The organism is Sphingobium trunci (assembly GCF_022664535.1).
GTDB lineage: Bacteria > Pseudomonadota > Alphaproteobacteria > Sphingomonadales > Sphingomonadaceae > Sphingobium.
The window spans coordinates 43,126-68,670 of record NZ_JAKUJY010000001.1 but is presented as its reverse complement, the minus strand read 5'-3'; the positions used below and the strand labels follow the sequence as shown (position 1 = coordinate 68,670).

Genomic DNA, 25,545 nt, shown 5'->3' with positions numbered 1-25,545 from the left:
TGGGTTAGTCCCCTGCAAGACCATGAACGGGGGCAAGCATTTCGCGATGAGGGTGAAGTAGGGCGCAATGACGTCGTTGACCCCATTGGCTGCCGTGATCCTGGGCGTCGTGCTGGCCGGATGGCTGGGTGCCGCCCTCTGGGCGCTGTCCAGCGGCCAGCGCAGGCGCCGCGAAGGCATGCAGGCGCAGGGCAAGCTCGACCGGCTCTCGGTCCTGCTTGCCTCGGCGCCCGCAGCGCCGATCGTCATCCATCCCGACGGACGGATGGAGGCGGCGGACCGGCTGGCCAAATGGCTGGGCAAGGACCGTGCGCCGACCTTCGTGTCCGAACTGACCGCGCCCGACGGTGGGCTGGAAGCGGACGATGCCGCCGCCCTCGCGCGGGAGATCGCCGCCGCCCAGCAGGCAGGCCGCAGTTTCGCATTGGCCGTGCGCGGCGCCGGCTCATCCCGCCTGCTGCTGGTGCGCGGCGCACCCGCCGGGCCGATCCTGGCGGAAAGCGGTGGCGTCGTCCTCTGGATCTTCGACGCGACCGACAGCCAGTCGGAAATCCAGGCGCTCAAGGGCAAGGTGGAGCAGCTTCGTGAGGCGCTCGAGGCGTTGGCCGGGCTGGTCGAGGCCGCGCCCTTCCCGATGTGGCATCGCACGGCGGACATGCGCCTCAGCCTGGTCAATACCGCCTATGTGCGGGCCGTCGATGGCGATAGTGCCCGCGATGTCATCGCCAACGGAACGGAACTGGTCGAAACCATCGGCGGCCTGACCCCGCAGGCGGCCGCCGCCCAGACCCTCACCGACGGAAGCCCGATCGACCGCATGGTGCCGGCCACGATCGACGGGGAGCGCCGCACCATGCGCGTGGTCGATGTTCCGCTGGGCGCAGCGGGCGTGGCCGGTTTCGCGATGGACCAGAATGAGCTGGAACAGGCGCGGGTCGAGCATCGGCGGCTGGAGGCGGCGCAACGCGACCTGCTGGACCGCCTGTCGGCAGGCGTGGCGCGCTTCGGTTCCGACCGCGCGCTGCGCTTCTGGAACCAGCCCTTCATGAGCCTGTTCGGGCTGGATCAGGAACGTCTGGCCGACAATCCGCTGTTCGAACGGGTGCTGGACCAGATGCGGGAGGCGCGGCGCCTTCCCGAAAACCGAGACTTCCCTGCCTGGCGCGCAGAGCGGCGGGACTGGTTCCTCTCGCCCGATCCCAGGGAGGAAAACTGGCTGCTGGCCGACGGCACTCATTTGCGCGTCTATGCCCAACCGCTGCCCGATGGCGGGCTGCTGCTGATCTTCGAGGACCGCACGGAGCAGGTTCAGCTTTCCAGTGCGCGCGACACGCTGCTGCGCGTCCGCACGGCGACCTTCGACAATCTGTTCGAATCGATCGGTGTCTTTTCTTCCGACGGCCGCCTGTCGCTGTGGAACAGCCGGTTCCGTTCTATCTGGGACGTTTCGGAGGATCTGCTCGCCAGGCATCCACGCATCGACGAACTGATGCGCGCCGTCCAGTCCCGCCTTGCCAAGCCGCAGCAGTCGAACCTTGTCCGCGAGCTGGTCCGCGCCGCCACGGTCGAGCGCAAGCAGCGGGTCGGCCATGTCGGCTTCGCGGACGGACGGATTTTCGAGTTCGCCGCCATTCCGCTGCCCGACGGCAATGCGCTGTTCACCATGCTCGACGTGACCGACAGCCGCCGGGTCGAGCAGGTATTGCGCGACCGCAACGACGCGCTGGAACAGGCCGACAAGGTGAAGACCGCGTTCGTCACCAACATGAGCTACGAGTTGCGCACGCCGCTAACCACCATCGCCGGTTTCGCTGAGATGATGAGCGCTGGCTATGCCGGGGAAATGAGCGATTCCGCCAGGGAATATGTCGACGGCATCCTTCAGAGCACCAGTCGCCTGTCGATGCTGATCGACAATGTGCTGGATCTGACGCAGGGGGAGGCGGGCATGTTGCCGGTCGAAAAGGCGCCGGTGGACCTGGCCGCCGAAGCCCGCGATGCCGTGGCCCGGATCAGCGGCGATGCCTCCGCCAAGGGGATCGATCTGGCCGTCACGATCCAGGGTTCGCTGGGCACGGTGCAGGGCGACAAGCGCCGGATCGCGCAGATGCTCGATCATCTGCTGGACAATGCCGTGCGCTATTGCAGCCGCGGGGGGCGGGTGCTGCTGCACGGCGACGGCGAGGGGGACAAGGCCCGGCTGGTCGTGTCGGATAACGGCCCCGGCATCGGCGCGGACCGGCAGGCGACGATCTTCGACGCGACGGCCCGCACCGAGCAGGCCCGCAACGGCGGCAAGGCAGGCATCGGCCTGCCGCTCGCCAAGCAGTTGGCGGAGGCGCATGGCGGCACGCTGCAACTGGTGTCGGAACCGGGGCAGGGTACCATGGTCGTGATCGAGCTGCCCCGTGGCTGAGACGGAAATCATCCTCGCCGGAGAGGCGGCCATGCTCGCTTTCGGGCAGAAGCTGGCGGCGCTGGTCCGGATCGGCGACGTCATCGCACTGGAAGGCGGTCTTGGCGCGGGCAAGACGACGCTGGCGCGGGGTATATTGGAAGGGTTGGGGCTGGAGGAAGAGGCGCCAAGCCCCAGCTTCGCCATCGTCCAGCCCTATGCTGTTCCGGAGGTCCGCCTGCCCGTCGCCCATGTCGATCTCTACCGGCTGGATGGGCCGGAGGAGGCGGAGGAACTGGGGCTGGATGAATATGCGATGGACAGCCTGCTGATCGTCGAATGGCCCGACCGCCTGGGCGAGGGCGCCTGGCCCGATGCCCTGCGTTTCCACATCGACATCGCACCCGACGGCGCTCGGCGCTTGACAGCGCGCGTGCCCGGCGCTTGGACGGAGCGATGGTCACAGATATGATCCCGCCCGCCGCTGCCCCCGCTTTCCTCGCGCAGGCGGGATGGGGCCATGCGGCGATCGTGCCGCTGGCGGGAGACGCCTCCTTCCGCCGCTATTTCCGCGTGATCGATGGTCCCCGCCGCGCGGTTCTGATGGACGCGCCGCCACCCCATGAAGACCCGCGCCCCTTCATCGCCATTGCCGAGCATCTGACCGGGAACGGCTTTGCCGCGCCGCAGATATTGGCCCGCGATCTGGAGGAAGGGCTGGTCCTGATCGAGGATTTCGGCGACCTGCGCGTCAAGGAACATGTCGAGGAGGAGCCTGCCGCGGAGCTGGGTGTGTACCGCCGCGCCGTGGACCTGCTGGCCGCGCTGCATCGCCTGCCCGCCGCCGACGTTCCGTCCTATGATCGCACCGTCTATCAGCGCGAGGCAGGGCTGCTGACCGAATGGTATTGCCCAGCCATCGGCCTTGCCGTCGATGAAGATGCCTATGTTCGCGCCTGGGATGCCGTGCTGCCGGTCGTCGAACGGTCGGCCAGCCCGGTCGTGACCGTGCTGCGCGACTATCATGCGGAAAATATCATGCTGATCGACCGGGAAGGGTCGCATGGCCTGGGCCTGCTGGATTTCCAGGACGCGCTGGCTGGCCACCCCGCCTATGATCTCGTCTCGCTGCTTCAGGATGCGCGCCGTGACGTGCCGCCGCAGGTGGAGGCAGCGATGCTCGCCCATTATCGCGCCATCGCGAACCCGCCGGCCGATTTCGACGCGGCCTATGCCGTGCTGGGCGCCCAGCGCAACGCGAAGATCATCGGCATCTTCACGCGCCTTTGGAAGCGCGACGGCAAGCCGCGTTACCTCTCCATGCTGCCCCGCATGTGGGATCTGCTGGAGCGCGACCTTGCCCATCCGGCGCTTGGCCCGGTGGCGGAATGGTTCGCGGCCAACATCCCTACGGACCAGCGCCATCATGCCCTGCAGGGATTCGTCCCCGCATGATCGACACCGCGATGCTGATGGCCGCCGGATTGGGCAAGCGGATGCGCCCGCTGACCGCGACTCGGCCCAAGCCGCTGGTCAAGGTCGCTGGCAAGCCGCTGATGGACCATGCGCTGGACCGGCTGGCGGCGGGCGGCATCAGGAAAGTCGTCGTCAACGTCCATTATCTGGCCGACACCGTGGAGGCGCATCTCCAGGCGCATTGCAACGGCGTCATGCAGGTCGCGATCTCCGACGAACGCAAGAAGCTGCTGGAGACTGGCGGCGGCCTGATCCACGCGAAAGAGCAACTGGGCGACGCGCCATTCTTCTGCGTGAACAGCGACAATCTGTGGGTGGACGGGCCGCAGGAAACTTTCGGCATGATGCGCCGGATCTGGGACCCGGATCGGATGGACGCGCTGCTGTTGCTGGTGCCGCTGGCCCGCGCGACCTGTCACACGGGGCTTGGCGATTTCCATATGGCCGCCGATGGCCGCCTGACCCGGCGCAAGACCGCCCATGTCGCCCCCTTCGTCTTCACTGGTGTGCAGATCATGTCGCCCGGCCTGCTGGTGGACCCGCCGTCGGAGGTGTTTTCCACCAATATCTTCTGGAATCGCGCCATAGAGGCGGGGCGGCTATACGGGGTCTCGCATCAGGGCCTCTGGTTCGATGTCGGCACGCCGCAGGCCATTCCGGTCGTGGAGTCGATGATCGCCCATGGGTGATCGCACCCGTCCGGCCCTGTTCAACATTCCCGCGCACCGCGCCTTTTCCGATGCGTTGGTAGCCGGCATTCTCGCCCGGCATGGCGGCAATCCGATGCGGCTGGCGCAGGGCATGATATTGCTGCCCAGCAACCGGGCCGTGCGCGCGGTCGGCGACGCCTTCGTCCGCAAATCCGGCGGCGGGCTGCTGCTGCCCCGGCTGGTGACGCTGGGCGATCCCGATCTGGGGGAGCAGGTCGGCGGCGCGCTTGATCCGCTGGAGGAGGGGGAGGCGATTCCGCCCGCCATCCCGCCGATGCGTCGCCAGATGATTCTGGCGCGCATGGTGCAGCAGGCCTCGGCCCATCCGGTTGATGCGGGGCAGGCGCTCAAGCTGGGGCAGGCGCTGGGCGCGGTGCTCGACCAGATGCAGGTGGAGAGGGTGCCCGTCACTGCGCTGGCGGACATCCGCCTGTCGGACGAATTGTCGCAGCATTGGCAGACGTCGCTCAACCTCTTCTCGATCCTGCTGGCCCGCTGGCCGGAGGAACTGGCGCGGCTGGGCTGCATCGATCTCACCGACCGCCGCAACCGGCTGCTCGACCGGGTCGCGGCCCGTTGGGCGAAGGAGCCGCCCGCCGGCTTCGTGATCGCGGCGGGCATCTCCACGACGGCACCGGCCATCGCAGCGCTGCTCCGCCGGATCGCGACGATGCGGAGCGGTTCCGTGGTCTTTGCCGGTCTGGACCAGGAGATGGACGCGGAAAGCTGGGATGCGATCGGGCCGTTCGATCCCGATCCGATCACTGGCCGCGCGCCCGCGGGACATGAGACCCATCCCCAATATGCGCTGAAGCGCCTGCTCGACAGGATGAGCGCGACGCGGGACGATGTGGCGCTCTGGCGCTGGGGCAGCGAGCATGATGCGCGGGCGGTGCGGGGACGGAACATTTCCAACGCGATGCTGCCGCCGCGGCTCACCAGCCGCTGGCGCGACCTCAAGGCCGCCGACCGCTCGCTGGCCGGGGTCGAGGCGCTGGAGGTTGCGACGGCGGGCGAGGAAGCGCAAGCCATCGCCATCGCGCTGCGGGAAGCGGTGGAGACCGAGGCGCGCACTGCCGCCCTCGTGACCCCCGACCGGCAGCTTGCCATCCGCGTGTCCGCCCATCTGCGGCGCTGGGGGATCGAGGCTGACGATTCGGCCGGTCAGCCATTGTCCCGACTGCCGCCGGGCACGCTGCTGATCGCCATGGCCGAAGCGGTGGCCGAGCGCTTTGCGCCCGTCGCTTTGCTGACGCTGTTGAAACACCCGTTGGTGATGCGGGGGGAAGGGCGCGTCGCCTGGCTGGAGGGCGTGCGCGGGCTGGACCTGCTGCTGCGCGGGCCAAGGCCGCAGGCGGGGATCAGCGGCATCGACCTGCTGCTTGGCGAACGGGAGGGCGAGGACCGGCAGCGCGTCCTGCGCGCGCGGACCCGTGACTGGTGGCCCCAGGCCCGCGCCTTGCTGGAGCCGCTGGAACAGGCCTTTCAGGCGGCGCCGGACCTTGCAGCCCAGCTTGCCGCCCTGCGCGAGCAAGCCGGGCGGCTGTCGCAGGATGCCGTCTGGGCCGGGCATCAGGGCCATGCCGCCGCCGACCTCTTTGCCGAGATCGAGCAGGCGGCGAGCGAAGGCCCGCGCCAGGCCGATGTCCGGTCGTTGCCCGCGCTGATCGACCATATGCTGGGTGGCCTGTCGGTCCGCCCGCCGCAGGGCGGCCATCCCCGCGTCAGCATCCTCGGCCTCATCGAAGCGCGGCTGGTGCAGACCGACCTCATGATCCTGGGCGGTCTCAATGAAGGGACATGGCCGGGCTTGCCCGCACCCGATCCCTGGCTCGCGCCGCGCATCAGGCGCGAACTCGGCCTGCCCGGACTGGAAAGCCGCATCGGCCTTGCCGCGCATGATTTCGCGAGCGCGCTGGGTGCGCCGCAGGTTCTGATCACGCGCGCACGGCGAGGATCGGGCGGTCCCGCGGTTGCCTCCCGCTTCTGGTTGCGGCTGAAGGCCATGGCGGGGCCGCAATGGAAAAGCGCCGATCGCTATGCCGCGCTGGCGCAGGCGATCGACCATGCCCCAGAGCATCGGCCAGCCCGGCGCCCCGCGCCGGTGCCGCCGCTTCCGGCTCGCCCGAAGCTGATCCCCGTCACCGATGTCGACCGGCTGAAGGCCGATCCCTATGCCTTTTACGCCAAGCGCATCCTGCGTCTGGCCCGGCTCGATCCGGTGGATGCCGATGCGGGGCCAGCCTGGCGCGGCACGGCGGTGCATGAAATCCTGCAGCAATGGGCGGAAGCGGGCAGGGGAGACCTTGCCGATCTGGAAGCCCGCGCCCGCGCCATGTTCGACCGGCCCGATGTCCATCCGCTGCTGAGGGCGCTGTGGCAGCCGCGCCTGATCGAGGCCATCCGCTGGATCGCGGCGGAAGTGGCGAGCGATCTTGCGGCGGGACGCACGATCCTGGCCGTCGAAACCGAAGGCCGCGCCGAAATCGCGGGCGTGACGCTGACCGGCAAGGCGGACCGCATCGACCGCCTGCCTGATGGCAGGATAGGCATCGTCGACTATAAGACCGGCAAGCCGCCCAGCGCCCGGCAGGTGCGTGCCGGTTTCGCGTTACAACTCGGGTTGCTGGGGCTGATCGCGGAACATGGCGGCTTTCCCGGCACCGATGCAGCACCCGTGGCCAATGCCTTCGAATATTGGTCGCTCGCCAAGAAGGGCGATGCCTTCGGCTATCGCGAAAGCCCGGTCGATCCGCTGGGCAAGCGGGACAAGATCATCACCGCCGATTTCACGTCGCACGTTCTTGCGCAATTCGAGGAGGTCGCCGCCGCATGGCTGACCGGATCGGCGCCCTTCGCCGCGCAGGTGAACCCGGAAGTCGCCAACTATGGCGACTATGACCAGCTCATGCGGCTGGAGGAATGGTATGGCCGGGACGATGGCTAGGAAGGCCAAAGCCCTGCAACCGCTGGCGGGCGCGCAGGCACAGGCGGCTGCGCCCGACGCCCATGTCTGGCTGTCGGCATCCGCCGGCACGGGCAAGACCCATGTGCTGACCGCCCGCGTGTTCCGCCTGCTGCTGCAGGGCGTACGGCCGGGAAATATCCTGTGCCTCACCTTCACCAAGGCTGGCGCGGCGGAGATGGCCGATCGCATCCACGACCGGCTCGCCGCCTGGGTGCAGATGGAGGAGGGCGACCTCTTCCACGATCTGGAAGCGCTGGGCGAGGAGTCCGGCCCCGAAGCGCGCGACCGTGCCCGCCGCCTTTTTGCCGAAGTGCTGGAATCGACCGGCGGCGGGCTTCATATCCAGACGATCCACGGCTTCTGCCAGCAATTGCTGACCGCCTTCCCGCTGGAGGCCGATCTGCCGCCCGGATTCCTGCCGCTCGACCAGCGCGAACAGGCGACGTTGGCCCGCCAGACCTTGGCCGACATGGTGGTGGTCGCGCAGGATGAGGGCGATGACAGGCTGATCGGCGCGCTGCAATCGTTGAGCCTGCGCATGGGGGAGGGTGGCGCGGAGGGCTTCCTGCTCCGCTGCGCCGCCCGGCTTGATGCGCTCAAGGCCCTGCCGGAGGAGATCACGCCCTGGCTGATGCGCGAACTCGGCCTGCCTGAAGGCGACATCAGCGCGCATATCGCCGGGCAATGCGCCGACGATATGTTCGACATGCGGACGCTTGCCTGGATCGCGCAGGCCAATGCCGATTGGGGTACGGGCCGGGCACTGGAGCGCTGCGATCGGATCGCACGCTGGCGAAGCCTCGATCCGGCGGAGCGGGCCGCCTCGCTGGCCGATCTTCATGCCATATGGGCCAAATCCGACGGCGAGCTGATCTCCACGGCCAAGGGGTGGGCGCCGCCGGTCGATGGCTATGCCGACGCCATCGCGCGGATGCACGAACGCTGCGCGGCGCTGCTGGGTCTGCGGGTCCGCGCCGACTATGCGGCGCTGCTCGGGCAGGCGCTGCACGCGGGAAGGGCCTATGCCCTTGCCTATGGCGAGGCCAAGCAACTGGCGGGCGCGGTCGATTTCGATGACCTGATCGCCCACACCGCCGCCCTGCTGTCGCAACCCGGCATTGCGGACTGGATACGCTTCAAGCTCGACCAGCGGATCGACCATATCCTGGTGGACGAGGCGCAGGACACCAATGCCGACCAGTGGCGGATTGTGCGCGCCATCGCGGAAGAATTTTTCGTCGCCGAGTGGGAACCGGGCGAAAAATCGCGGACCATCTTCACCGTCGGCGACTATAAGCAGGCGATCTTCGGCTTTCAGGGCACCAGTCCCCAGAATTTCGCCGCCGCGCAGATCCTGTTCGGGCGGGATATCCGGCAGTCCGGCCGGCCTTTCCATGAATTGTCGCTGGAGCGCAGCTTCCGTTCGACCCCGGCCGTGCTGGAGGTGGTCGATCGCACCATTGCAACGCTCAATGCGGAGCGGTTCGGCCTTGATCCGGGCGAGGTGCGCCATGTCAGCGCCAATCGTTTCCCAGGCGAAGTGCTGCTCTGGAAACCCGCCATTGCAGCGCTGGCCGATGATGTGGAAGGTGAAGAGGATTGGGCGGCAGATCAGGAACGGCAACTCGCCCGGAATATCGCCCGCCAGATCAGGCAGTGGATCGATGACGGGTTGATGCTGGAGAGCCGGGGCCGCCCGGTGACGGCAGGCGACATCATGATCCTCGTCCGCCGCCGCAGCGAGTTGGCGCGGCTGATCGTGGCGCGGCTTTACGAGGAGAAGGTGGCCGTCGCCGGGATCGACCGGTTGCGGCTCAATGCGCCGCTCGCGGTGCGGGACCTGCTGGCGGCGCTGCGCTTTGCGGTACAGCCGGAAGATGACCTGAACCTCGCCGCGTTGCTGGTGTCGCCGCTGATCGGCTGGACGCAGGACGAGTTGATGGAGCGGCTGCTTGGCCGTCGCATCGGGCTTTGGCAGCATCTGACGCAGACGCAGGATGACTCGCTGCTGGAACCGCTGCGCCAATTGCTGGGGCAGGCCGATTTCACCACGCCCTATCGCTATCTGGAGGCAATCCTGTCCGGCCCGATGGACGGCCGGTGCCGGCTGATCGAGCGCCTGGGCGCGGAAGCCGCCGATCCGATCGAGGAGTTGCTGAACGCGGCCCTCGATTTTGAAAGCGACGATCATCCGTCGCTGCAACGCTTCATCGACTGGTTCGACCGGGGAGAGGTGGAAATCGTCCGCGATGCCGCCGCGCAGACCGACTCGCTGCGGCTGCTGACGGTTCATGGCGCCAAGGGCCTGCAGGCGCCCATCGTCATTCTGGCCGATGCCTGCCTCGATCCCGATGCGGGCAACCGGGCGGATTCGCTGCTGTGGAACGGCTTGCCGATCATCGCCCCGCGCAAGGCGGAAAAACAGGGTCCGATCGGCCAGGTCGCCGAAGAGGCCAGCGCGATCGAGCGCGCCGAGCATTGGCGCCTGCTCTACGTCGCGCTGACCCGCGCGGAGGAAAGGCTGGTGGTGACCGGCTCGCTTGGCCCTCGCGCCAAGGGAGAGGTGAAGCCGGAAAGCTGGTATGCGGCGGTCGAAGGCGCGCTGGTATCGCTGGGCGCGGATTGGGAAGCCGATCCGCTATGGGGCGCCCGGCGCCGGTGGACGGGGCATGAGATATTGCCGCCCAAGGCGCCCGATCCGGCCATTGCCGAACAACGATCGCGCCATGACGAACCGGCTTGGCTCCGCCGTCCGGCGCCCGCCGAAGCGCGGCCGCCGCGCCCGCTGGCTCCTTCCGCTGCGGTGGAGGATGACATTCCCTATCCGCCGCCGACCCCGGCCATGCGCGATGCGGCGGAGCGCGGCCGCTGGCTGCACCGGCTGTTCGAACGGCTGGCCGATGTTCCAGCCGACAGGCGCCGGGAGAGGGCCGATCGCTGGCTCGCGCAACAGGGGCTGGCCGATGCCACGCAACGCCATGACGTCATCGGCCAAGCCTTGCGCGTGATTGAAGATCCCCGGTTTTCCGAGCTTTTCGGAAACGATGCGCTGGCCGAGGCACCGATTGCCGCCGTCGTCGGCGATGCCGTGATTGCGGGCACGGTCGACCGGCTGCGGATCGGCGATGACCTCATCCAGCTGGTCGATTTCAAGACCGGCCGGGTCTCGCCGCTGATGGTGGACGAAGTTCCGCTCGCCCATGTCCGACAGATGGCCGCCTATGCCGCTGCGTTGCAGGTCATCTTCCCCAGCCGGCGGATCGAGGCGTCGCTGCTCTACACCGCTGCGCCGCGCCTCATCACCCTGCCGCCCGAACTGCTGGCCCGCCACAAGCCGGGCTTTTCGCACGGACAGGAGAATTTGCCGCTTCCGCCCGTTGAGCCGGATGCGCAGCCGTCCTAGATATCTGCCCAAGCAAGGAGATAAGCATATGGCTACCAAGGCAGTCACGGATACCAGCTTCCAGCAGGACGTCATCGAGGCGGACAAGCCCGTCCTCGTCGATTTCTGGGCGGAATGGTGCGGCCCCTGCAAGATGATCGGCCCCGCTCTGGAAGAGATTTCGGAGGAACTGGCTGACCAGGTCACCATCGCCAAGATCAATATCGACGAAAATCCCGACGCGCCGGGCAAATATGGCGTGCGCGGCATTCCGACGATGATCCTGTTCAAAAATGGCGAGGCGGCCGCGACCAAGGTCGGCGCCGCGCCCAAGAGCGCGCTCAAGGGCTGGATCGAAAGCGTCCTCTGATCAGGACCCGAAGGGCCGGCTCATGTCAACGGGATCATGACCGTTTCGGCATAGGCCGGCCTTTCCCGGAGCCTGTTGTACCAGGCGCGCACATGCGGCACATCGGGCCGCTCCATCTCCAGCGTGAAGAATGTATGGGCATAGGTGCCCATGGGTATGTCCGCGACGCCGAACGCCTCCCCCGACAGCCAGGGCTGCGTGGCGAGCGCCCCGTCCAGAATCAGCATGGCATCGCCGGATTGCCGGGCGGAACGGGCGATCGCGGCGCTGTCCCGGTCTTCGGCTTTTCTGCGGACGAGGTTCACAAAGGCGTCCCGCTGCGCATCGGCAAAGCTGAACTGCCAGTCCATCCATTTGTCGCCTTTGGCCCGTAGCGCGGGATCAGTGGGCCACATCGTTCCAGGCGCATAACGGCTGGCCAGATAGCGCAGGATCGCGTTTGACTCCCACAGCAGCAGATCGCCATCCTCTATGGTCGGGACCAACCTGTTCGGGTTCATCGCGACATAGGCGTCGCTCATGCCGAACGGGCCGCCGACATCATGGCGGACATAGGGAAGTCCGATCTCGCCAGCGAACCAGGCCACCTTCTTCACATTATGGGAATTGAGGCGACCCCAGATCGTCAGCATGTCTTCATCCCTTTTCCATCAGCGAAACAGCCGGTCCGCCGCCATGTCCCAAAGCCGGGGCGAGGAAGCCCCCAGCAGTCCACGCTGCAAATCACCCACGACATAGGGCGATCCGTCCAGCCGCTGACAAAGACCGCCCGCCTCGTTGAGGAAGAGCGTGCCCGCTGCATGATCCCAGGGCAAAGTCCGCGCGAAGACCGAAATGTCGTTCTGCCCCAGCACCAGGCGCGGATATTGCTCGGCAGCGCAGCGGGGAATATCCACAAGCTGGAAGGTGGACTGCGACCGGCGCTGGATATCGGCGCGCTCCTCCGGGGTCATGAAATAGACCGCCAGAGCGGCAACCGGCAGGTCGGCCCCGGTTTCCCGCGCATGGACCTGTTGCCCGTCAATATGGCTGCCCGCGCCCAATATGGCGTGGCACAGCCGCCCGGTCAGCGGATCCAATATCCATCCAGCCAGGATGGTGCCCGCGTCGGCCAGAGCCACCATGATACCGAAGGGCGGCTTTCCGGCGGCGAAATTGCCGGTCCCATCGATCGGATCGATGATCCAGTTCAGCCCATCGCCCGCCCGCTCCAATATCGCCGGGTCGGCCGCGCAGGCTTCCTCCCCGATGACCCCGGCTTCGGGCAGGATGGCCGACAGCCCTTCGGCCAGCCTGATCTCGCTTTCCTTGTCGGCAATGGTGACGAGATCGTCGGCCGCCGACTTCTCGCTGATCTCATGGCTGGCGAGATTCTGGTAGCGCGGCATGACGACATCCCGGGCCACCTCGCGCATCAGCGCGACCACCGGCCCATGCAGTTCGGTCGGCATCAGCTCCGATAGTCCGCGTTGATCGAGATATAGCCATGCGTCAGGTCGCAGGTCCAAACCGTCGCGCGGCCTTCGCCCAGCCCCAGATCGACGCCGATCACGATGTCCTGCCCCTTGAGGTGGGCGGCCACCGGCGCTTCGTCATAGCCCTCGACCGCCAGACCGCCGGATGCGACCTGGGTCGCGCCGAAGCGGATGGAGAGCTTGTCCCGATCAGCGGGCTCTCCTGCCTTGCCGACGGCCATGACGACACGGCCCCAATTGGCGTCTTCGCCCGCGATGGCGGTCTTCACCAGCGGGGAATTGGCGATGGACAAAGCGATGCGATGCGCGCTGGCGTCGCTTTCCGCACCCTCGACGGTGATCTCGACGAACTTGCTCGCGCCTTCGCCGTCGCGCACCACCAGGTGGGCGAGTTGGCGGCAAAGATCGCCCAGCGCGGCCGCGAAGGCATCCGCCCCGGCATCGTCCATCGACGCCAGCAACGCATTGCCCGCCTTGCCGGTGGCGAAAGCCAGCACCGTGTCGCTGGTCGAGGTGTCGCTGTCGACCGTGATGCAGGAGAAGGTCCGTCTGTTGACGGAGGACAGCATCTGCTGAAGCAGCCGGGGATCGATCGCCGCATCGGTGAAGATATAGCCCAGCATCGTCGCCATGTCGGGCGCGATCATGCCCGACCCCTTGATGATCCCGACCAGTTCGACGCGCTGGTCCCCGATCATCGCCGAAACATGCGCGCCCTTGGCATAGGTGTCGGTGGTGCCGATGGTGTTGGCGGCATCCTCCCAGCTACAGGTCTCGGCGGTGAAGGCCGCTTCCAAGCCGGCTTCAGCCTTGTCGACGGGCAAGGGGACGCCGATCACGCCCGTCGAGGAAATGAACACGTCCGACGGCTTGCAGAACAGGTGATTGGCGACCTTGGCCGCGATCGCTTCCACCGCCGCCCGGCCGCGATGGCCGGTAAAGGCATTGGCGTTGCCCGCATTCACCACCAGGGCCCGCGCCGAGCCGAGCGGAATCGCATCCCGGCACCATTCGACCTCGGGCGAGGGGCATTTGCTCTGCGTGGTCACGCCGGCGACCGCCGTGCCTTCGTCCAGTTCGACATAGGTCAGGTCGCACCGGTCCCAATTCTTGTATCGCGCACGCGCGATCCGGAGCGTGACGCCGGAAATGGACGGCAGGATCGGGAAGGATGGGGGCGCGAGGGGAGAGCGTGTGGTCATCGGCGCGGGATGATGGAAATCGCGCCGCGCGTCAATCCGCGGGGGGCGTCGCCATCATCCTATGGCCAAAGGCTCGGACATAGGAAATCCCGATAGATCCGCTTGTGCGAACTGAAACAGGTTCCGGCTATATGTTGGCTTTCATGATGATCGAACGGGGTTGCGCCCGCGGCGAGGCCGCATCAGAGGGCCGATATCGAAAGGATGAGTAAAGTCGCGCCACGCAACTTTATGCGCGCACCGCCGGGATATATGTCGCTCAGCTTTCATTTTGCGGACGATAGGCCACAGAATGCCACTGGCCGCCCCCATCCTGCTCATGGGGCATTCGATAAGGACTATCGGCTGTGATTGCCGTTCAGCATGGCTTCACCGCATCTTTGCTCTGATTGACTAAAGCCTGTGTGGTCCCTAAATCGCCGCGCATGTCTGTGCGCGTTGCCTCAGGGCTGCGCGTTCCCCTTTTGTCAGGAACTTGCATGTTCGGCGCACTCGCCAAGTCCATTTTCGGCTCATCCAACGACCGCTACGTCAAGTCGCTGGGTAAGACCGTCGAACGCATCGCCTCTTTCGAACCCGCCATTTCGGCGATGAGCGACGAGGAACTGACGGCGCAGACCGTGAAATTCCGTGAGCGGCTGGCGCAGGGCGAAACGCTGGACGACCTGCTGCCGGAAGCCTTCGCCACGGTGCGCGAAGCCGCCAAGCGGACGCTGGGCCAGCGCCATTATGATGTGCAGATGGTCGGCGGTATCGTGCTGCATCGGGGCGAGATCGCCGAAATGCGGACCGGCGAGGGCAAGACGCTGGTGGCGACGCTCGCCACCTATCTCAACGCGCTGGAGGGGAAGGGCGTCCACGTCGTCACCGTGAACGACTACCTCGCCAGCCGCGACTGCGAATGGATGGGGCAGGTCTATCGTTTCCTGGGCCTCACCACCGGCGTGATCGTGCCCAACTTGTCGGAAGACCAGCGCCGAGAGGCCTATAATGCCGACATCACCTATGCGACGAACAACGAACTCGGCTTCGATTATCTGCGCGACAATATGAAATATGACCGCGCGTCGATGGTGCAGCGGCCCTTCAACTTCGCGATCGTCGATGAGGTGGACTCGATCCTGATCGACGAGGCGCGCACGCCGCTGATCATTTCGGGGCCGACCGACGACAAGTCGGAACTCTATGTCGCGGTCGACACCATCGTGAAGCGGCTCGACGAAGCCGATTATGAGAAGGACGAGAAGCAGCGCACCGTCACCCTGACCGAGGACGGCACCGAGAAGATCGAGCGCATGCTGGAAGAGGCCGGGCTGCTGCAGGGCGCCAACCTCTATGATTTCGAGAACACGGCCGTCGTCCATCATGTCAATCAGGCGCTGCGCGCGAACGTGATGTTCCGCCGCGACATCGATTACATCGTCAAGGACGGCAAGGTCATCATCATCGACGAGTTCACCGGCCGCATGATGGACGGCCGCCGCTGGTCGGACGGCCTGCACCAGGCGGTGGAAGCCAAGGAAGCGGTGAATATCGAGCCGGAAAACCAGACGCTCGCCTCCATCACCTTCCAGAATTATTTCCGCATGTACCCGAAGCTGGGCGGCATGACCGGCACGGCCGCTACCGAGGCGACCGAATTCTACGAAATCTACAAGATGAACGTCGTCACCATCCCGACCAACCGGCCGGTGCAGCGGATTGATGAGGAAGACAGTTTCTACAAGAATCTGGAAGACAAGTTCCGCGGCATCGCGCGTACCATCCGCGAGCATCAGGAAAAGGGCCAGCCCGTGCTGGTCGGCACCGTTTCGATCGAAAAGTCGGAAATGCTGTCCGAATTCCTGAACCAGGAAGGGGTGAAGCATGCCGTCCTCAACGCCCGCTTCCACGAAAGCGAAGCGCATATCGTGGCGCAGGCCGGCCGCAAGGGCGCGGTGACGATCGCCACCAACATGGCCGGCCGCGGCACCGACATCAAACTGGGCGGCAACCTGGAAATGCGCGTCGAGGATGAACTGCGCGACATGCCCGAGGGGCCGGAACGCGACGCCGCGATTCGCCGTATCGAGGCGGAGATCGAAGCGGAGAAGCAGGAAGTGCTCGCCGCCGGTGGTCTGTTCGTGCTCGCGACCGAGCGCCACGAAAGCCGCCGTATCGACAATCAGCTCCGTGGCCGATCGGGCCGTCAGGGCGATCCTGGCCTCTCGCGTTTCTACCTCAGCCTTGACGACGATCTGATGCGCATATTCGGACCGGACACGATGTTCGCGAAGATGATCCGCTCCAACCTGGAGGATGGCGAGGCGCTGCCGCCTTCGAAATGGTTGAGCAAGGCGATCGAGACCGCGCAGAAGAAGGTCGAGGCGCGCAACTACGATATCCGCAAGCAGGTCGTCGAATATGACGATGTGATGAACGACCAGCGCAAGGTCATCTATGAGCAGCGCGCCGATATCATGGATGCCGAGACGGTCGATGACGTCGTCACCGACATGCGCCACGAGACGGTCAATGATCTGGTCGGTTCTTCCTGCCCGCCGGGCACCTATCCCGAACAGTGGGACATGGAACGGCTCAAGGCGCGCACCGCCGAGATTCTGAACCTTGAACCGGATTTCGACGCCTGGCTCGCCGAGGATCATGTCGATCCGGAAATGATCGAGGAACGGCTGACCGCGCTGGCGGATGAAGCCGTCGCCGGAAAGATCAAGGAACTCGATCCCGAAAACTGGCACATGATCGAAAAGTCGATCCTGCTCCAGAGCCTGGACCATCATTGGAAGGAGCATCTGTCGACGCTCGACGCGCTCCGCCAGGTCGTGCACCTGCGCGCCTATGCGCAAAAGACGCCGATCAACGAATATAAGCAGGAAGCCTTCGCCCTGTTCGAGCGGATGCTGGACAATATCCGTGAGGACGTGACCGGCTCCATCGCCCGCGTTCAGTTCCGCATGGAGGAACCGCTGCCGGAATTCGATCTGCCGGTCCTGCCCGACTTCATCACGACGCATATCGACCCGTTTTCGGGCGAGGACAATAGCGCGGATATCGACGGGAGCCAGTTGGGCATCACCACCACCATCCCGCGCCCGCCCGTCGGCAGTGCTCAGGCGGGCGAGTTCGCCAATCTGGACATCAGCCGCAACGCGCCTTGCCCCTGCGGCTCAGGTCAGAAATACAAGCATTGCCACGGCGCGCTCAGCTAAGCGCGCCGTCTCATGCAGCCCGGCCCTGTTCTGTCCGGTGTGGCCCGGTCATTCGGAGGGCGGCCGGTCGTGAAGCTGCGCCCATAGGCGGGCGGTGCCGGCCTCCTGTGCTTTGTTCACATATTGAGCGGCAATCAGCCACCCCTTGATGGGCCTCAGCGGCAGCACTGCCGTTAGGATCAGCACGGGAATGCCGACGGCCAGATGCACCCACAGGCCCGGCCGGGCCAGGATTTCCAGCATCACGATGAAGATCACGCCCGGCACGCAGGCAAAGAGCTGGACGAAAACCGCTGGTCCGTCGGCCGGATCGGCAAAGTCGTAGCTGAGACCGCAGACTTCGCACCGGTCCCTGACGGTCAGGAACCCATGGAATATATGCCCCTCGCCGCAGCGCGGGCAGCGTCCGAAAGGTCCGGTCTCAAGGGGTGAACGTTGCGGCCAGCGCCTTCCATCGCTCGCCGTCGTCGGATCGCTGCTCATCTTTCATCACCCATTTTCATGTCATTCTGCATTGCCCGCCATGTCATGATGCAAAGCTTCTGTTTCAATTGGGCCTTTTGCCCTAGCGGCAGCATTGATCCCGGCTTTCCCTTACGGAAAGCTGGACTCTACCTTTAGATAGATTGCCGGAAACGCTATCCTGTGTTACATGGATGGTGATTTGGATGCCCGACAGCAAACAAGTCGCGCTCCCGGCTTTCCCTTGCCCGGGGGCGCTTTTTTATCCGGTTGAAAGAGTGACACGTCCCGCTCGACGGTCAGTGCCTCGTCTTGCCGATATGCGCATCGGCAGATGCCTGGTCCCGTTCCATGGCGTCATGCAGAACCTGATCGGGGCAGGACATGGACAAGGCCCTCACCTTGTAACGCAGCGCCAGTTCGCGATGGGCGGCAATTTCCTGAGCCGGCCCCCTGCGCCTGACCGCGGCCTCGGCCTTGGCAGCTTCTTCTTTGGCTCGGCGGAACAGGTATCGGGCGTCGGTATCGGCAGACATCATCACCTCCGATGGTCAGACTGCGACCCTAACATGCCCCATATGGGTGCGCTTTAATGAAGATCAAACTTCCGCCAGGAGTATCTGGCGGACAGGGTGGGATTCGAACCCACGGTGAGCGCAAACCCACGGCGGTTTTCAAGACCGCTGCCTTAAACCACTCGGCCACCTGTCCGTTGGCACGCTTCCTAGCGAACGGGGCGGCCATGCCAAGCGCAAAATGAGCGGGGCGCTGTTTCGTCGCCCAAATCCAGCTTTGTACCAATAAGGGGATTCACGCCACGGCATCGCTGTGCAACAAATGAGGACAAGGAGATTCTTCAATGCGTTCGTCCATTCTGTCGTTATTGCTGGGGCTTGCCGCCGTTATGGTGGGCAGCCTGACGGCAGACAGCGTGATGGCGCAGGAGGATGTCGGATTCCGCGCCTATCTGGAGTCCCTTCGGCCCAAGGCCCGCGCCATGGGCATCAGCGACGCGACCCTCAACAGCGTCTTCCCGACACTGACGCCCAATCCCCGCGTGGTCCAGCTTGACCAGAACCAGCCGGGCGGTGGCGCCTATTCGCCCATTCCCAATTTCGAGCCTTATCGCCGCCAGCATGTCGATGCCGCCCGAATCAGCCGCGGCCGGACCGCCTACAGCACCAACCGCGCCCGGCTCGCCCGGATCGAGGCCGAGACCGGCGTGCCGGAGGAGATCATGGTCGCCATCTACGGCCATGAAACCAACTACGGCTCCTATACCGGCGATTTCGACCTGATCCGCTCGCTGGCGACGCTGTCCTACGAAGGGCGGCGGCGCAGCCTTTTCGAGCCGGAACTGCTCGCCACACTCAAGATGCTGGACAATGGCGTTCCCCGCAGCCGCCTGGTCGGGAGTTGGGCAGGCGCGACCGGCTATCCGCAATTTCTGCCCAGCGTCTATCTGCGGCTGGGCAAGGATGGCGACGGCGACGGCCGGGTCGATATCTGGAACAGCGAAGCCGATGCGCTAGCCTCGATCGCCAATTATTTCGTTCATGCCGGATGGCGGCGGGGTCAGCCCTGGGGCATCGCCGTGTCGGTGCCGGCGGGCCTTGATCGCGCGGCCATCACTCCGCGCACCAACCCGGCGCGTTGCGAGCGGGTCTTCAGCCGGCACAGCCGCTGGCTGACCATGGCCGAATGGCGCCGCATGGGTATCGTCCCGTCGGGCGGCACCTGGCCCGCTGATCAGGTCCTGGCGACGTTGCTGGAACCGGATGGACCCGGCAAGACGGCCTATCTGCTGACCAGCAATTACCGGGCGATACTGGATTATAACTGCTCCAATTTCTATGCCTTGTCGGTCGGCCTGCTGGCGGATGCCGTCAGGCAATAGACCTCTTTGCGATCGGCCCGGTCAGGGCTAATGAAAGCCAAGGCTCATCAAGAATCCATCATCCGAAGGCAGTCCTGCATGAAGAAGTCCGTCGCCGCCCTCCTGTTTGCCGGGTTGCTCTCCCAGCCGCTGACCGCAGCCGCGCCGCCCTATACCAGCGAGGCGCCGATCGCCTATCTGAAGGATTTGTCTTCCGGGGCCGTGCTGTACGACAAGGGGGGTGAAACGCGGATGCCGCCCGCCTCCATGGCGAAGATGATGACGGTCCATGTCGCGTTCCGCCTGATCCAGAAGGGCGACCTGAAGCTCGACCAGAAATTCACCGTCCGCCCGGAAACCTGGCAGCAATGGCACGGGCCTCAGGCAGGTTCGACCATGTTCCTCTCGCCCGGCGAGCAGGTGTCGGTGGAAAATCTGCTCCATGGCATCGTGACCTTGTCCGGCAACGACGCCTGCGTCGTCCTGGCCGAGGGGATTGCCGGAACCGAACAGGCCTTCGTCGCGCTGATGAACCAGGAAGCCAAGCGCCTCGGCCTCAAGAACAGCAATTTCGGCACGTCCAACGGCTGGCCGGATGAAGGCGTCACCTATGTGACGGCACAGGATCTCGCTTCGCTGGCCGAAGCGACGATCGAGGAAACGCCCAGTCTCTACAAGAAATTCTACGCCACCCGCGCCTTCACCTGGGGCAAGACGATGGGCGGTGCGGATATCGAGCAGGGCAACCGCAATCCCATATTGGGCAAGGTTCCGGGCGCCGATGGCCTCAAGACGGGCCATACCGAGGAAGCGGGCTATGGCTTCACTGGCTCGGCCGAACAGGAAGGCCGCCGCCTGGTGATGGTGGTCGCCGGCCTGACGAGCGCCAACCAGCGCATCGCCGAGTCCGTGCGGTTCATGGACTGGGGCTTCCGCGCATGGAAGGCGCAGCCGCTGTTCAAGAAGGGACAGACCGTCGAAACGGCCGAAGTCCAGCTTGGCAGCGCCACCAGCGTTCCGCTCGTCGCGCCGCAGGACATGGCCGTTACGCTGCCGCGTGCCGCATCGTCCAACATTTCGGTCAAGGTCTCCTATACCGGACCGATCAAGGCACCCATCGCCAAGGGGCAGAAGATCGCCCAGCTCATCATCTCCACCCCCGACACCCCGCCGCAGGTCCTGCCTCTGGTGGCCGGTGAGGACGTGTCCGAAGCAGGCATTTTCGGCCGTCTCTGGAACGGGCTGAAGTCGTTCTTCGGGTGACGCGCGGCCGTTTCATCTCATTGGAAGGCGGGGAAGGCGCTGGCAAGTCGACCCAGCTTCGGGCACTTGCTGCGGCTCTGCGCGCACGCGGTCTGGAGGTCGTCGAAACCCGTGAGCCGGGCGGCAGTGAGGGCGCGGAAGCCATCCGCAATCTGCTGCTGACCGGCGGTGCGGACCGCTGGAGCCCGCGGGCTGAAGCGCTGCTCTTTGCCGCCGCCCGCGCCGATCATGTCGAAAGGACGATCCGCCCCGCGCTCGATCGCGGCGCATGGGTCCTGTCTGATCGCTTTCTGGACAGCAGCCGCGCCTATCAGGGCATGGGCGAATTGACGGATTCCGACATATTGACGCTCCACCGGATCGGCAGCGCAGGCTTTCTGCCTGACCGTACATTGTTCCTGACCCTGCCGGAAACGGAGGCGACCGCCCGCGCACGGACGCGGGACGGCGAGACATCGGACCGTATCGGCGGCCGCGACCGGGCCTTCCACCAGCGCGTGGCCGAGGCGTTTTCCCGTTTCGCAGCGCAGGAAGCGGAGCGAGTGTATTCCGTTGACGCATCGGGCACTGCCGAGGCCGTGACGGAGCGGTTGCTGATATCTCTCCACGACCTGCTGCCATGACGTCACTTCTGGGGCATGACGCGCAGACCCGCATGCTGCTCACCGCCGCGCGCAGCGGCCGCATGCACCATGGCTGGATTCTCGCAGGCCCCCACGGCATCGGAAAGGCCAGCTTCGCCCGCGCCATGGCCCTTCGCCTGCTGGCCGAAGCCGCTGGCCCGGCGCTGTCCGGCGAAGGTCTGGATGTGCCGCAGGACCACCCGATCCGCCGCCTGTTCGAAGCCGATGCCCATCCCGACTATGCCGAACTCTATTGCCTCGAAAAGGAGAGCGGCACGGCGCGCAATATCACGGTGGACCAGATACGCGGGTTGCAGCGGCTGATCCAGTCCGCCCCGTCCATGTCCACGCGCCGCGTCGTCGTGATCGACAGCGCCGACGATCTGGAACGCGGCGCGGCGAATGCACTGCTCAAAAATCTCGAAGAGCCGCCTGCCGACATGCTGTTCCTGCTGGTCAGCCATGCCCCCGGCCGCCTGTTGCCGACGATCCGTTCCCGCTGCCGTACGCTCCGGTTCGACCGGCTGGACGACAATGCGATGCGCATGATCCTTCGCGCCCAGGATGAAAGCCTTTCCGACCAGGAACTCACGGCGCTCATCCATGCAGGGGAGGGGTCGCCGGGCAAGTCCCTTCGTTATGCGGGCCTGGGCATCGCGGATATGGAACGGTCGCTCGGCGCCATTGCGGCCGATGGCGATCCGGGCAACCGCCAGCGCCTCATCCTCGCCAAATCGCTTGCATCCAAGGCTGCGCGGCCCCGCTATGAGGCCTTTCTGGAGCGAGTCCCGGCCTTCATCGCCGATGCCGCGCGCAAGCGGCACGGCGCCGATCTGGGCAAGGCGCTGGATCATTGGGAAGCGGCCCGCCAACTCGCTGGCGGTGCCATCATCCTTTCGCTGGAACCGGGCGCGGTGGTGTTCGAACTGGCCGGTCACGTCGCAGCCCTTGCGCGTTGAAAAGCGGCTTTGCCCAAAGCTAAACAGCGGCTAGGGATGGCGCCATGTCCAAGCCCTATACCATCACCACCGCCATCAGCTATCCCAATGGCCGTCCGCATATCGGCCATGCCTATGAGGTGATCGCCACCGATGCGATTGCCCGTTTCCAGCGGATGATGGGCCGCGACGTTTTCTTCCAGACCGGAACCGACGAACATGGGCTGAAAATGGCCCAGACGGCGCGCGGCCGGGGCATTGAGCCGCGCGAACTGGCCGACGAAATGTCAGGACATTTCAAAATGATGAACGATGGATTGAACATCAGCTATGATCGTTTTATCCGCACCAGCGAACCGGACCATCACCGGGCGAGCCAGGCAATCTGGCGGGCGATGGAGGCCAATGGCGATCTTTATCTCGGCCGCTATGAAGGCTGGTATTCGGTTCGCGACGAGGCCTTTTACGACGAAAAGGAACTGACCGAGGGAGAGGGGGGGCAGAAGCTTTCCCCACAGGGCACGCCGGTCGAATGGACGGTCGAGGAGAGCTGGTTCTTCCGCTTGTCCGCCTATCAGCAGAAGTTGCTGGACCTCTATGCCGGCCAGCCCGATTTCATCCAGCCGGACAGCCGCCGCAATGAGATCATGCGCTTTGTCGAAGGCGGCCTGTCCGACCTCAGCGTCTCGCGGACCAGCTTCGACTGGGGCGTGAAGGTGCCGGGCGCCGACGGTCATGTCATGTATGTCTGGGTCGATGCGCTCACCAACTATCTGACTGGCTGCGGCTATCCCGATGATGCGGAACGGATGGCCCGCTACTGGTCTGAAGGCGGCGATATCACCCATGTCATCGGCAAGGATATCGTCCGTTTTCATGCAGTTTACTGGCCGGCATTCCTGATGAGTGCGAAGCTGCCGCTGCCCAAAGAGATATTCGGCCACGGCTTCCTCCTCAACCGGGGAGAGAAGATGTCGAAATCGCTCGGCAATGTCGCTGATCCGATGGAACTGGCGGAGCGTTTCGGCGTCGACCAGTTGCGCTATTTCCTGTTGTCCGAAGTCACGTTCGGCAATGACGGCAGCTATAGTGCGGAGGCGATCGTCGCCCGTTCGAACAGCGATCTTGCCAATAGTTTCGGCAATCTTGCCCAGCGGACCTTGAGCTTCATCGCCAAGAATCTGGAAGGCCGCCTGCCCGAACCGGCCGCCCAGCCCGTCGATGGCGAATTGCTCCAGACCGTAGCCGAAGCGGCCGGGCTCTTCCGGACCGCCATGGCCGAACTGGCGCCTTCGGTCGCGATCGAGGCGTGGATGCGCGCCGTTTTCGCGTGCAACGCCTATATCGATGCCCAGGCGCCCTGGGCACTGCGCAAGACCGACCCGGCGCGCATGGAGGCTGTCCTCGCGACCCTCTATGAAGCCATCACCCATCTTGCCATCATGATCCAGCCCATCATTCCGGCCAGCGCTGCCGCTCTGCTCGACCAGATGGGCATAGCGCAGGAGGAGCGCGGCTATGCGGCGATCGGCACGGGCGGCTATGCGCGGCTTCGCGCCACGGGCTTCACCCTGGGCACGCCCAAGCCGCTTTTCCCCCGCCTCGAACTGCCCGTGGAAGAGGGATGATTGCATGCTGATCGACAGTCATTGCCATCTGAATTACAAAGGGTTGATCGAGGATCAGCAGAATGTGCTTGAACGTGCCCGCGCGTCCGGTGTCGGCCTGATGCTCAACATCGCCACCCGCGAAAGCGAGTGGGACGATGTGTTGGGCACGGCGTTGCGGGAACCCGATGTCTGGGCCACGGTCGGCATCCATCCGCATGAAGCCGATGAGCATCCGCATGTCGACACGGGCAAGCTGGTCGAACGCGCCGCCCATCCCCGGGTCGTGGGTATCGGCGAAACCGGCCTCGATTATTATTATGACCATAGCGACCGGGAACGGCAGCAGCGCAGCTTCCGATCGCACATCGCCGCCAGCCGTGAAACCGGGCTCCCGCTGATCGTCCACACCCGCGATGCCGAGGAGGATACGCTTGCCGTCATGCGCGACGAGATGGGGAAGGGACGCTATGGTGGGGTCATCCACTGCTTCACGGCCAGCGGAGCCTTTGCCGACGCGGCGCTGGAACTGGGCCTCTACATCAGCATTTCGGGCATCGTGACGTTTAAAAATGCCAAGGATCTGCAGGAAACGGCGGCACGGCTGCCATTGGACCGGCTGCTGATCGAAACGGATTCCCCCTTCCTTGCACCGATGCCCCATCGCGGCAAACCCTGCGAACCCGCCTATGTGGCTGACACGGCCCGCTTTCTAGCCCAGTTGCGGGGGGAGAGCGTGGACCAACTGGCGGCCGCGACGTCCGCCAATTTTCGCACGCTGTTCAGCAAGGCCGCATGAGCCTCAAGCTCACGATATTGGGCAGCGGGACGTCTTCCGGCGTGCCGCGGATCGGGAATGACTGGGGCGCCTGCGACCCCGATGAGCCGAAAAACCGCCGTACGCGGGCGTCCATCCTTGTCGAAAGCCCCACCACGCGACTGCTGGTCGATACTTCGCCGGATATGCGCGCCCAGCTTCTGGCGGCCAATGTCATCGATATAAACGCGATCCTGTGGACTCACGACCATGCCGATCACAGCCATGGCATCGACGATGTGCGGCAACTCTATCATCATCGCGGGCAACCCATTCCCGCCTATGCTCGCGCACAGACGCTCAAGCTGCTTCGGGAACGCTTCGGCTATGCCTTTGAAGGCCGCAGCGGCTATCACCCCACAATAGCGCCGCAGGACCTGCCCGATGGACTGCGCATCGGCGATATCGACATCGCCTGCACCGATCAGCCCCATGGCGAGATTTTCTCGACCGGCTTTCGATTCACACATGATGGCCATAGCATCGGCTATGCCACTGATTTCCATGAGATGACGCCGGATATGATGGCGCTTTACGATGGCCTGGATATCTGGGTGGTCGACGCCCTGCGCGAAAAGCCCCACCCGACGCATCCCCATCTGGCCCTGACGCTGGACGGCATAGAGGCGCTCCGCCCCAGGCGGGCCATATTGGTGCATATGGATCAGAGCATGGACTATACGACGCTGTGCCGGACACTACCACATGGCGTGGAACCGGGATATGACGGCCTGGTCGCCATGGTGGGCAATGCGGCAGGCGAGGGGTAGGG

At 65.1% G+C, this 25,545-nt stretch carries 20 protein-coding genes and 1 tRNA gene; 15 read left to right on the top strand and 6 right to left on the bottom strand.

From position 1 onward, the window contains the following. The first annotated feature begins 67 nt into the window (after positions 1-67). Genes MJ601_RS00300 through trxA form a run of 7 tightly spaced genes read left to right on the top strand, consistent with a single transcriptional unit; the run spans position 68 to position 11,301 of the window. A complete protein-coding gene (locus MJ601_RS00300) occupies positions 68-2,416 on the top strand; it encodes a sensor histidine kinase (protein WP_242122595.1) in 2,349 nt (782 codons plus the stop codon). Beyond that, positions 2,409-2,867 carry a tRNA (adenosine(37)-N6)-threonylcarbamoyltransferase complex ATPase subunit type 1 TsaE gene (gene tsaE / locus MJ601_RS00295; protein WP_242122594.1) on the top strand — a complete coding sequence of 153 codons (459 nt, stop codon included), beginning with the start codon at positions 2,409-2,411 and terminating at the stop codon, positions 2,865-2,867. Before MJ601_RS00300 ends, tsaE begins: the two co-directional genes overlap by 8 nt. Beyond that, complete coding sequence (locus MJ601_RS00290; protein WP_242122906.1) at positions 2,864-3,850, top strand: aminoglycoside phosphotransferase family protein; 987 nt, start codon at positions 2,864-2,866, stop codon at positions 3,848-3,850. Before tsaE ends, MJ601_RS00290 begins: the two co-directional genes overlap by 4 nt. Further along, complete coding sequence (locus MJ601_RS00285; protein ID WP_242122593.1) at positions 3,847-4,560, top strand: nucleotidyltransferase family protein; 714 nt, start codon at positions 3,847-3,849, stop codon at positions 4,558-4,560. Before MJ601_RS00290 ends, MJ601_RS00285 begins: the two co-directional genes overlap by 4 nt. Continuing rightward, positions 4,553-7,528: a double-strand break repair protein AddB gene (gene addB / locus MJ601_RS00280; protein WP_242122592.1), complete on the top strand. Its 2,976-nt coding sequence runs from the start codon at positions 4,553-4,555 to the stop codon at positions 7,526-7,528. Before MJ601_RS00285 ends, addB begins: the two co-directional genes overlap by 8 nt. Next, a complete protein-coding gene (gene addA / locus MJ601_RS00275) occupies positions 7,509-10,952 on the top strand; it encodes a double-strand break repair helicase AddA (protein ID WP_242122591.1) in 3,444 nt (1,147 codons plus the stop codon). Before addB ends, addA begins: the two co-directional genes overlap by 20 nt. A 28-nt stretch (positions 10,953-10,980) precedes the next feature. Further along, positions 10,981-11,301, top strand: coding sequence for a thioredoxin TrxA (gene trxA, locus MJ601_RS00270; protein WP_242122590.1), 321 nt, complete (start codon positions 10,981-10,983; stop codon positions 11,299-11,301). Positions 11,302-11,321: 20 nt separating this feature from the next. Here the strand turns inward: trxA and MJ601_RS00265 are convergent, their stop codons facing one another. Genes MJ601_RS00265 through argJ form a run of 3 tightly spaced genes read right to left on the bottom strand, consistent with a single transcriptional unit; the run spans position 11,322 to position 13,978 of the window. Then, positions 11,322-11,933: a glutathione S-transferase family protein gene (locus MJ601_RS00265; RefSeq protein WP_242122589.1), complete on the bottom strand. Its 612-nt coding sequence runs from the start codon at positions 11,931-11,933 to the stop codon at positions 11,322-11,324. An 18-nt stretch (positions 11,934-11,951) separates the two neighbouring features. Continuing rightward, positions 11,952-12,752, bottom strand: coding sequence for an inositol monophosphatase family protein (locus MJ601_RS00260; protein WP_242122588.1), 801 nt, complete (start codon positions 12,750-12,752; stop codon positions 11,952-11,954). Then, the gene (argJ, locus tag MJ601_RS00255) at positions 12,752-13,978 is read right to left on the bottom strand and encodes a bifunctional glutamate N-acetyltransferase/amino-acid acetyltransferase ArgJ (protein ID WP_242122587.1); all 1,227 of its coding nucleotides are present in this window, start codon (positions 13,976-13,978) and stop codon (positions 12,752-12,754) included. Before argJ ends, MJ601_RS00260 begins: the two co-directional genes overlap by 1 nt. Positions 13,979-14,457: 479 nt before the next feature. Between argJ and secA the strand changes: the two genes are divergently transcribed. Then, positions 14,458-17,187 carry a preprotein translocase subunit SecA gene (gene secA, locus MJ601_RS00250; RefSeq protein WP_242122586.1) on the top strand — a complete coding sequence of 910 codons (2,730 nt, stop codon included), beginning with the start codon at positions 14,458-14,460 and terminating at the stop codon, positions 17,185-17,187. 48 nt (positions 17,188-17,235) lie between these two features. Here the strand turns inward: secA and MJ601_RS00245 are convergent, their stop codons facing one another. From MJ601_RS00245 to MJ601_RS00235, 3 genes are all read right to left on the bottom strand, one after another. Continuing rightward, positions 17,236-17,670, bottom strand: coding sequence for a DUF983 domain-containing protein (locus tag MJ601_RS00245; protein ID WP_242122585.1), 435 nt, complete (start codon positions 17,668-17,670; stop codon positions 17,236-17,238). Positions 17,671-17,948: 278 nt separating this feature from the next. Beyond that, on the bottom strand, positions 17,949-18,185 hold the full coding sequence (locus MJ601_RS00240; protein WP_242122584.1) for a hypothetical protein: 237 nt from the start codon (positions 18,183-18,185) through the stop codon (positions 17,949-17,951). Positions 18,186-18,270: 85 nt separating this feature from the next. Then, positions 18,271-18,360, bottom strand: a tRNA-Ser gene (locus MJ601_RS00235). A gap of 148 nt (positions 18,361-18,508) precedes the next feature. Between MJ601_RS00235 and MJ601_RS00230 the strand changes: the two genes are divergently transcribed. From MJ601_RS00230 to MJ601_RS00200, 7 genes are all read left to right on the top strand, one after another. After that, positions 18,509-19,546 (top strand): lytic murein transglycosylase, encoded by a 1,038-nt coding sequence (locus MJ601_RS00230; protein WP_242122583.1) that lies wholly within the window; start codon positions 18,509-18,511, stop codon positions 19,544-19,546. Between the two features lie 78 nt (positions 19,547-19,624). After that, on the top strand, positions 19,625-20,788 hold the full coding sequence (locus tag MJ601_RS00225) for a D-alanyl-D-alanine carboxypeptidase family protein (protein WP_242122582.1): 1,164 nt from the start codon (positions 19,625-19,627) through the stop codon (positions 20,786-20,788). After that, complete coding sequence (gene tmk / locus MJ601_RS00220) at positions 20,785-21,411, top strand: dTMP kinase (protein ID WP_242122581.1); 627 nt, start codon at positions 20,785-20,787, stop codon at positions 21,409-21,411. The genes MJ601_RS00225 and tmk overlap by 4 nt, the downstream gene beginning before the upstream one ends. Then, a complete protein-coding gene (locus tag MJ601_RS00215; RefSeq protein WP_242122580.1) occupies positions 21,408-22,370 on the top strand; it encodes a DNA polymerase III delta subunit-related protein in 963 nt (320 codons plus the stop codon). Before tmk ends, MJ601_RS00215 begins: the two co-directional genes overlap by 4 nt. A gap of 44 nt (positions 22,371-22,414) precedes the next feature. After that, positions 22,415-23,977: a methionine--tRNA ligase gene (gene metG, locus MJ601_RS00210; RefSeq protein WP_242122579.1), complete on the top strand. Its 1,563-nt coding sequence runs from the start codon at positions 22,415-22,417 to the stop codon at positions 23,975-23,977. 4 nt (positions 23,978-23,981) lie between these two features. Next, positions 23,982-24,755: a TatD family hydrolase gene (locus MJ601_RS00205; protein WP_242122578.1), complete on the top strand. Its 774-nt coding sequence runs from the start codon at positions 23,982-23,984 to the stop codon at positions 24,753-24,755. Then, positions 24,752-25,543 carry an MBL fold metallo-hydrolase gene (locus MJ601_RS00200; protein WP_242122577.1) on the top strand — a complete coding sequence of 264 codons (792 nt, stop codon included), beginning with the start codon at positions 24,752-24,754 and terminating at the stop codon, positions 25,541-25,543. Before MJ601_RS00205 ends, MJ601_RS00200 begins: the two co-directional genes overlap by 4 nt. Positions 25,544-25,545: the final 2 nt, after the last annotated feature.

Excerpts from the sequence above, each read along its gene's own strand:
- MJ601_RS00205 (WP_242122578.1), top strand. The coding sequence starts at position 23,982 with ATGCTGATCGACAGTCATTGCCATCTGAATTACAAAGGGTTGATCGAG.
- MJ601_RS00290 (WP_242122906.1), top strand. The coding sequence starts at position 2,864 with ATGATCCCGCCCGCCGCTGCCCCCGCTTTCCTCGCGCAGGCGGGATGG.
- MJ601_RS00225 (WP_242122582.1), top strand. The coding sequence starts at position 19,625 with ATGAAGAAGTCCGTCGCCGCCCTCCTGTTTGCCGGGTTGCTCTCCCAG.
- secA (WP_242122586.1), top strand. The coding sequence starts at position 14,458 with ATGTTCGGCGCACTCGCCAAGTCCATTTTCGGCTCATCCAACGACCGC.
- metG (WP_242122579.1), top strand. The coding sequence starts at position 22,415 with ATGTCCAAGCCCTATACCATCACCACCGCCATCAGCTATCCCAATGGC.
- MJ601_RS00200 (WP_242122577.1), top strand. The coding sequence starts at position 24,752 with ATGAGCCTCAAGCTCACGATATTGGGCAGCGGGACGTCTTCCGGCGTG.
- MJ601_RS00240 (WP_242122584.1), bottom strand. The coding sequence starts at position 18,185 with ATGTCTGCCGATACCGACGCCCGATACCTGTTCCGCCGAGCCAAAGAA.
- addB (WP_242122592.1), top strand. The coding sequence starts at position 4,553 with ATGGGTGATCGCACCCGTCCGGCCCTGTTCAACATTCCCGCGCACCGC.
- argJ (WP_242122587.1), bottom strand. The coding sequence starts at position 13,978 with ATGACCACACGCTCTCCCCTCGCGCCCCCATCCTTCCCGATCCTGCCG.
- MJ601_RS00260 (WP_242122588.1), bottom strand. The coding sequence starts at position 12,752 with ATGCCGACCGAACTGCATGGGCCGGTGGTCGCGCTGATGCGCGAGGTG.
- MJ601_RS00265 (WP_242122589.1), bottom strand. The coding sequence starts at position 11,933 with ATGCTGACGATCTGGGGTCGCCTCAATTCCCATAATGTGAAGAAGGTG.
- MJ601_RS00285 (WP_242122593.1), top strand. The coding sequence starts at position 3,847 with ATGATCGACACCGCGATGCTGATGGCCGCCGGATTGGGCAAGCGGATG.
- MJ601_RS00300 (WP_242122595.1), top strand. The coding sequence starts at position 68 with ATGACGTCGTTGACCCCATTGGCTGCCGTGATCCTGGGCGTCGTGCTG.
- trxA (WP_242122590.1), top strand. The coding sequence starts at position 10,981 with ATGGCTACCAAGGCAGTCACGGATACCAGCTTCCAGCAGGACGTCATC.
- MJ601_RS00215 (WP_242122580.1), top strand. The coding sequence starts at position 21,408 with ATGACGTCACTTCTGGGGCATGACGCGCAGACCCGCATGCTGCTCACC.
- MJ601_RS00245 (WP_242122585.1), bottom strand. The coding sequence starts at position 17,670 with ATGAGCAGCGATCCGACGACGGCGAGCGATGGAAGGCGCTGGCCGCAA.
- MJ601_RS00230 (WP_242122583.1), top strand. The coding sequence starts at position 18,509 with ATGCGTTCGTCCATTCTGTCGTTATTGCTGGGGCTTGCCGCCGTTATG.
- addA (WP_242122591.1), top strand. The coding sequence starts at position 7,509 with ATGGCCGGGACGATGGCTAGGAAGGCCAAAGCCCTGCAACCGCTGGCG.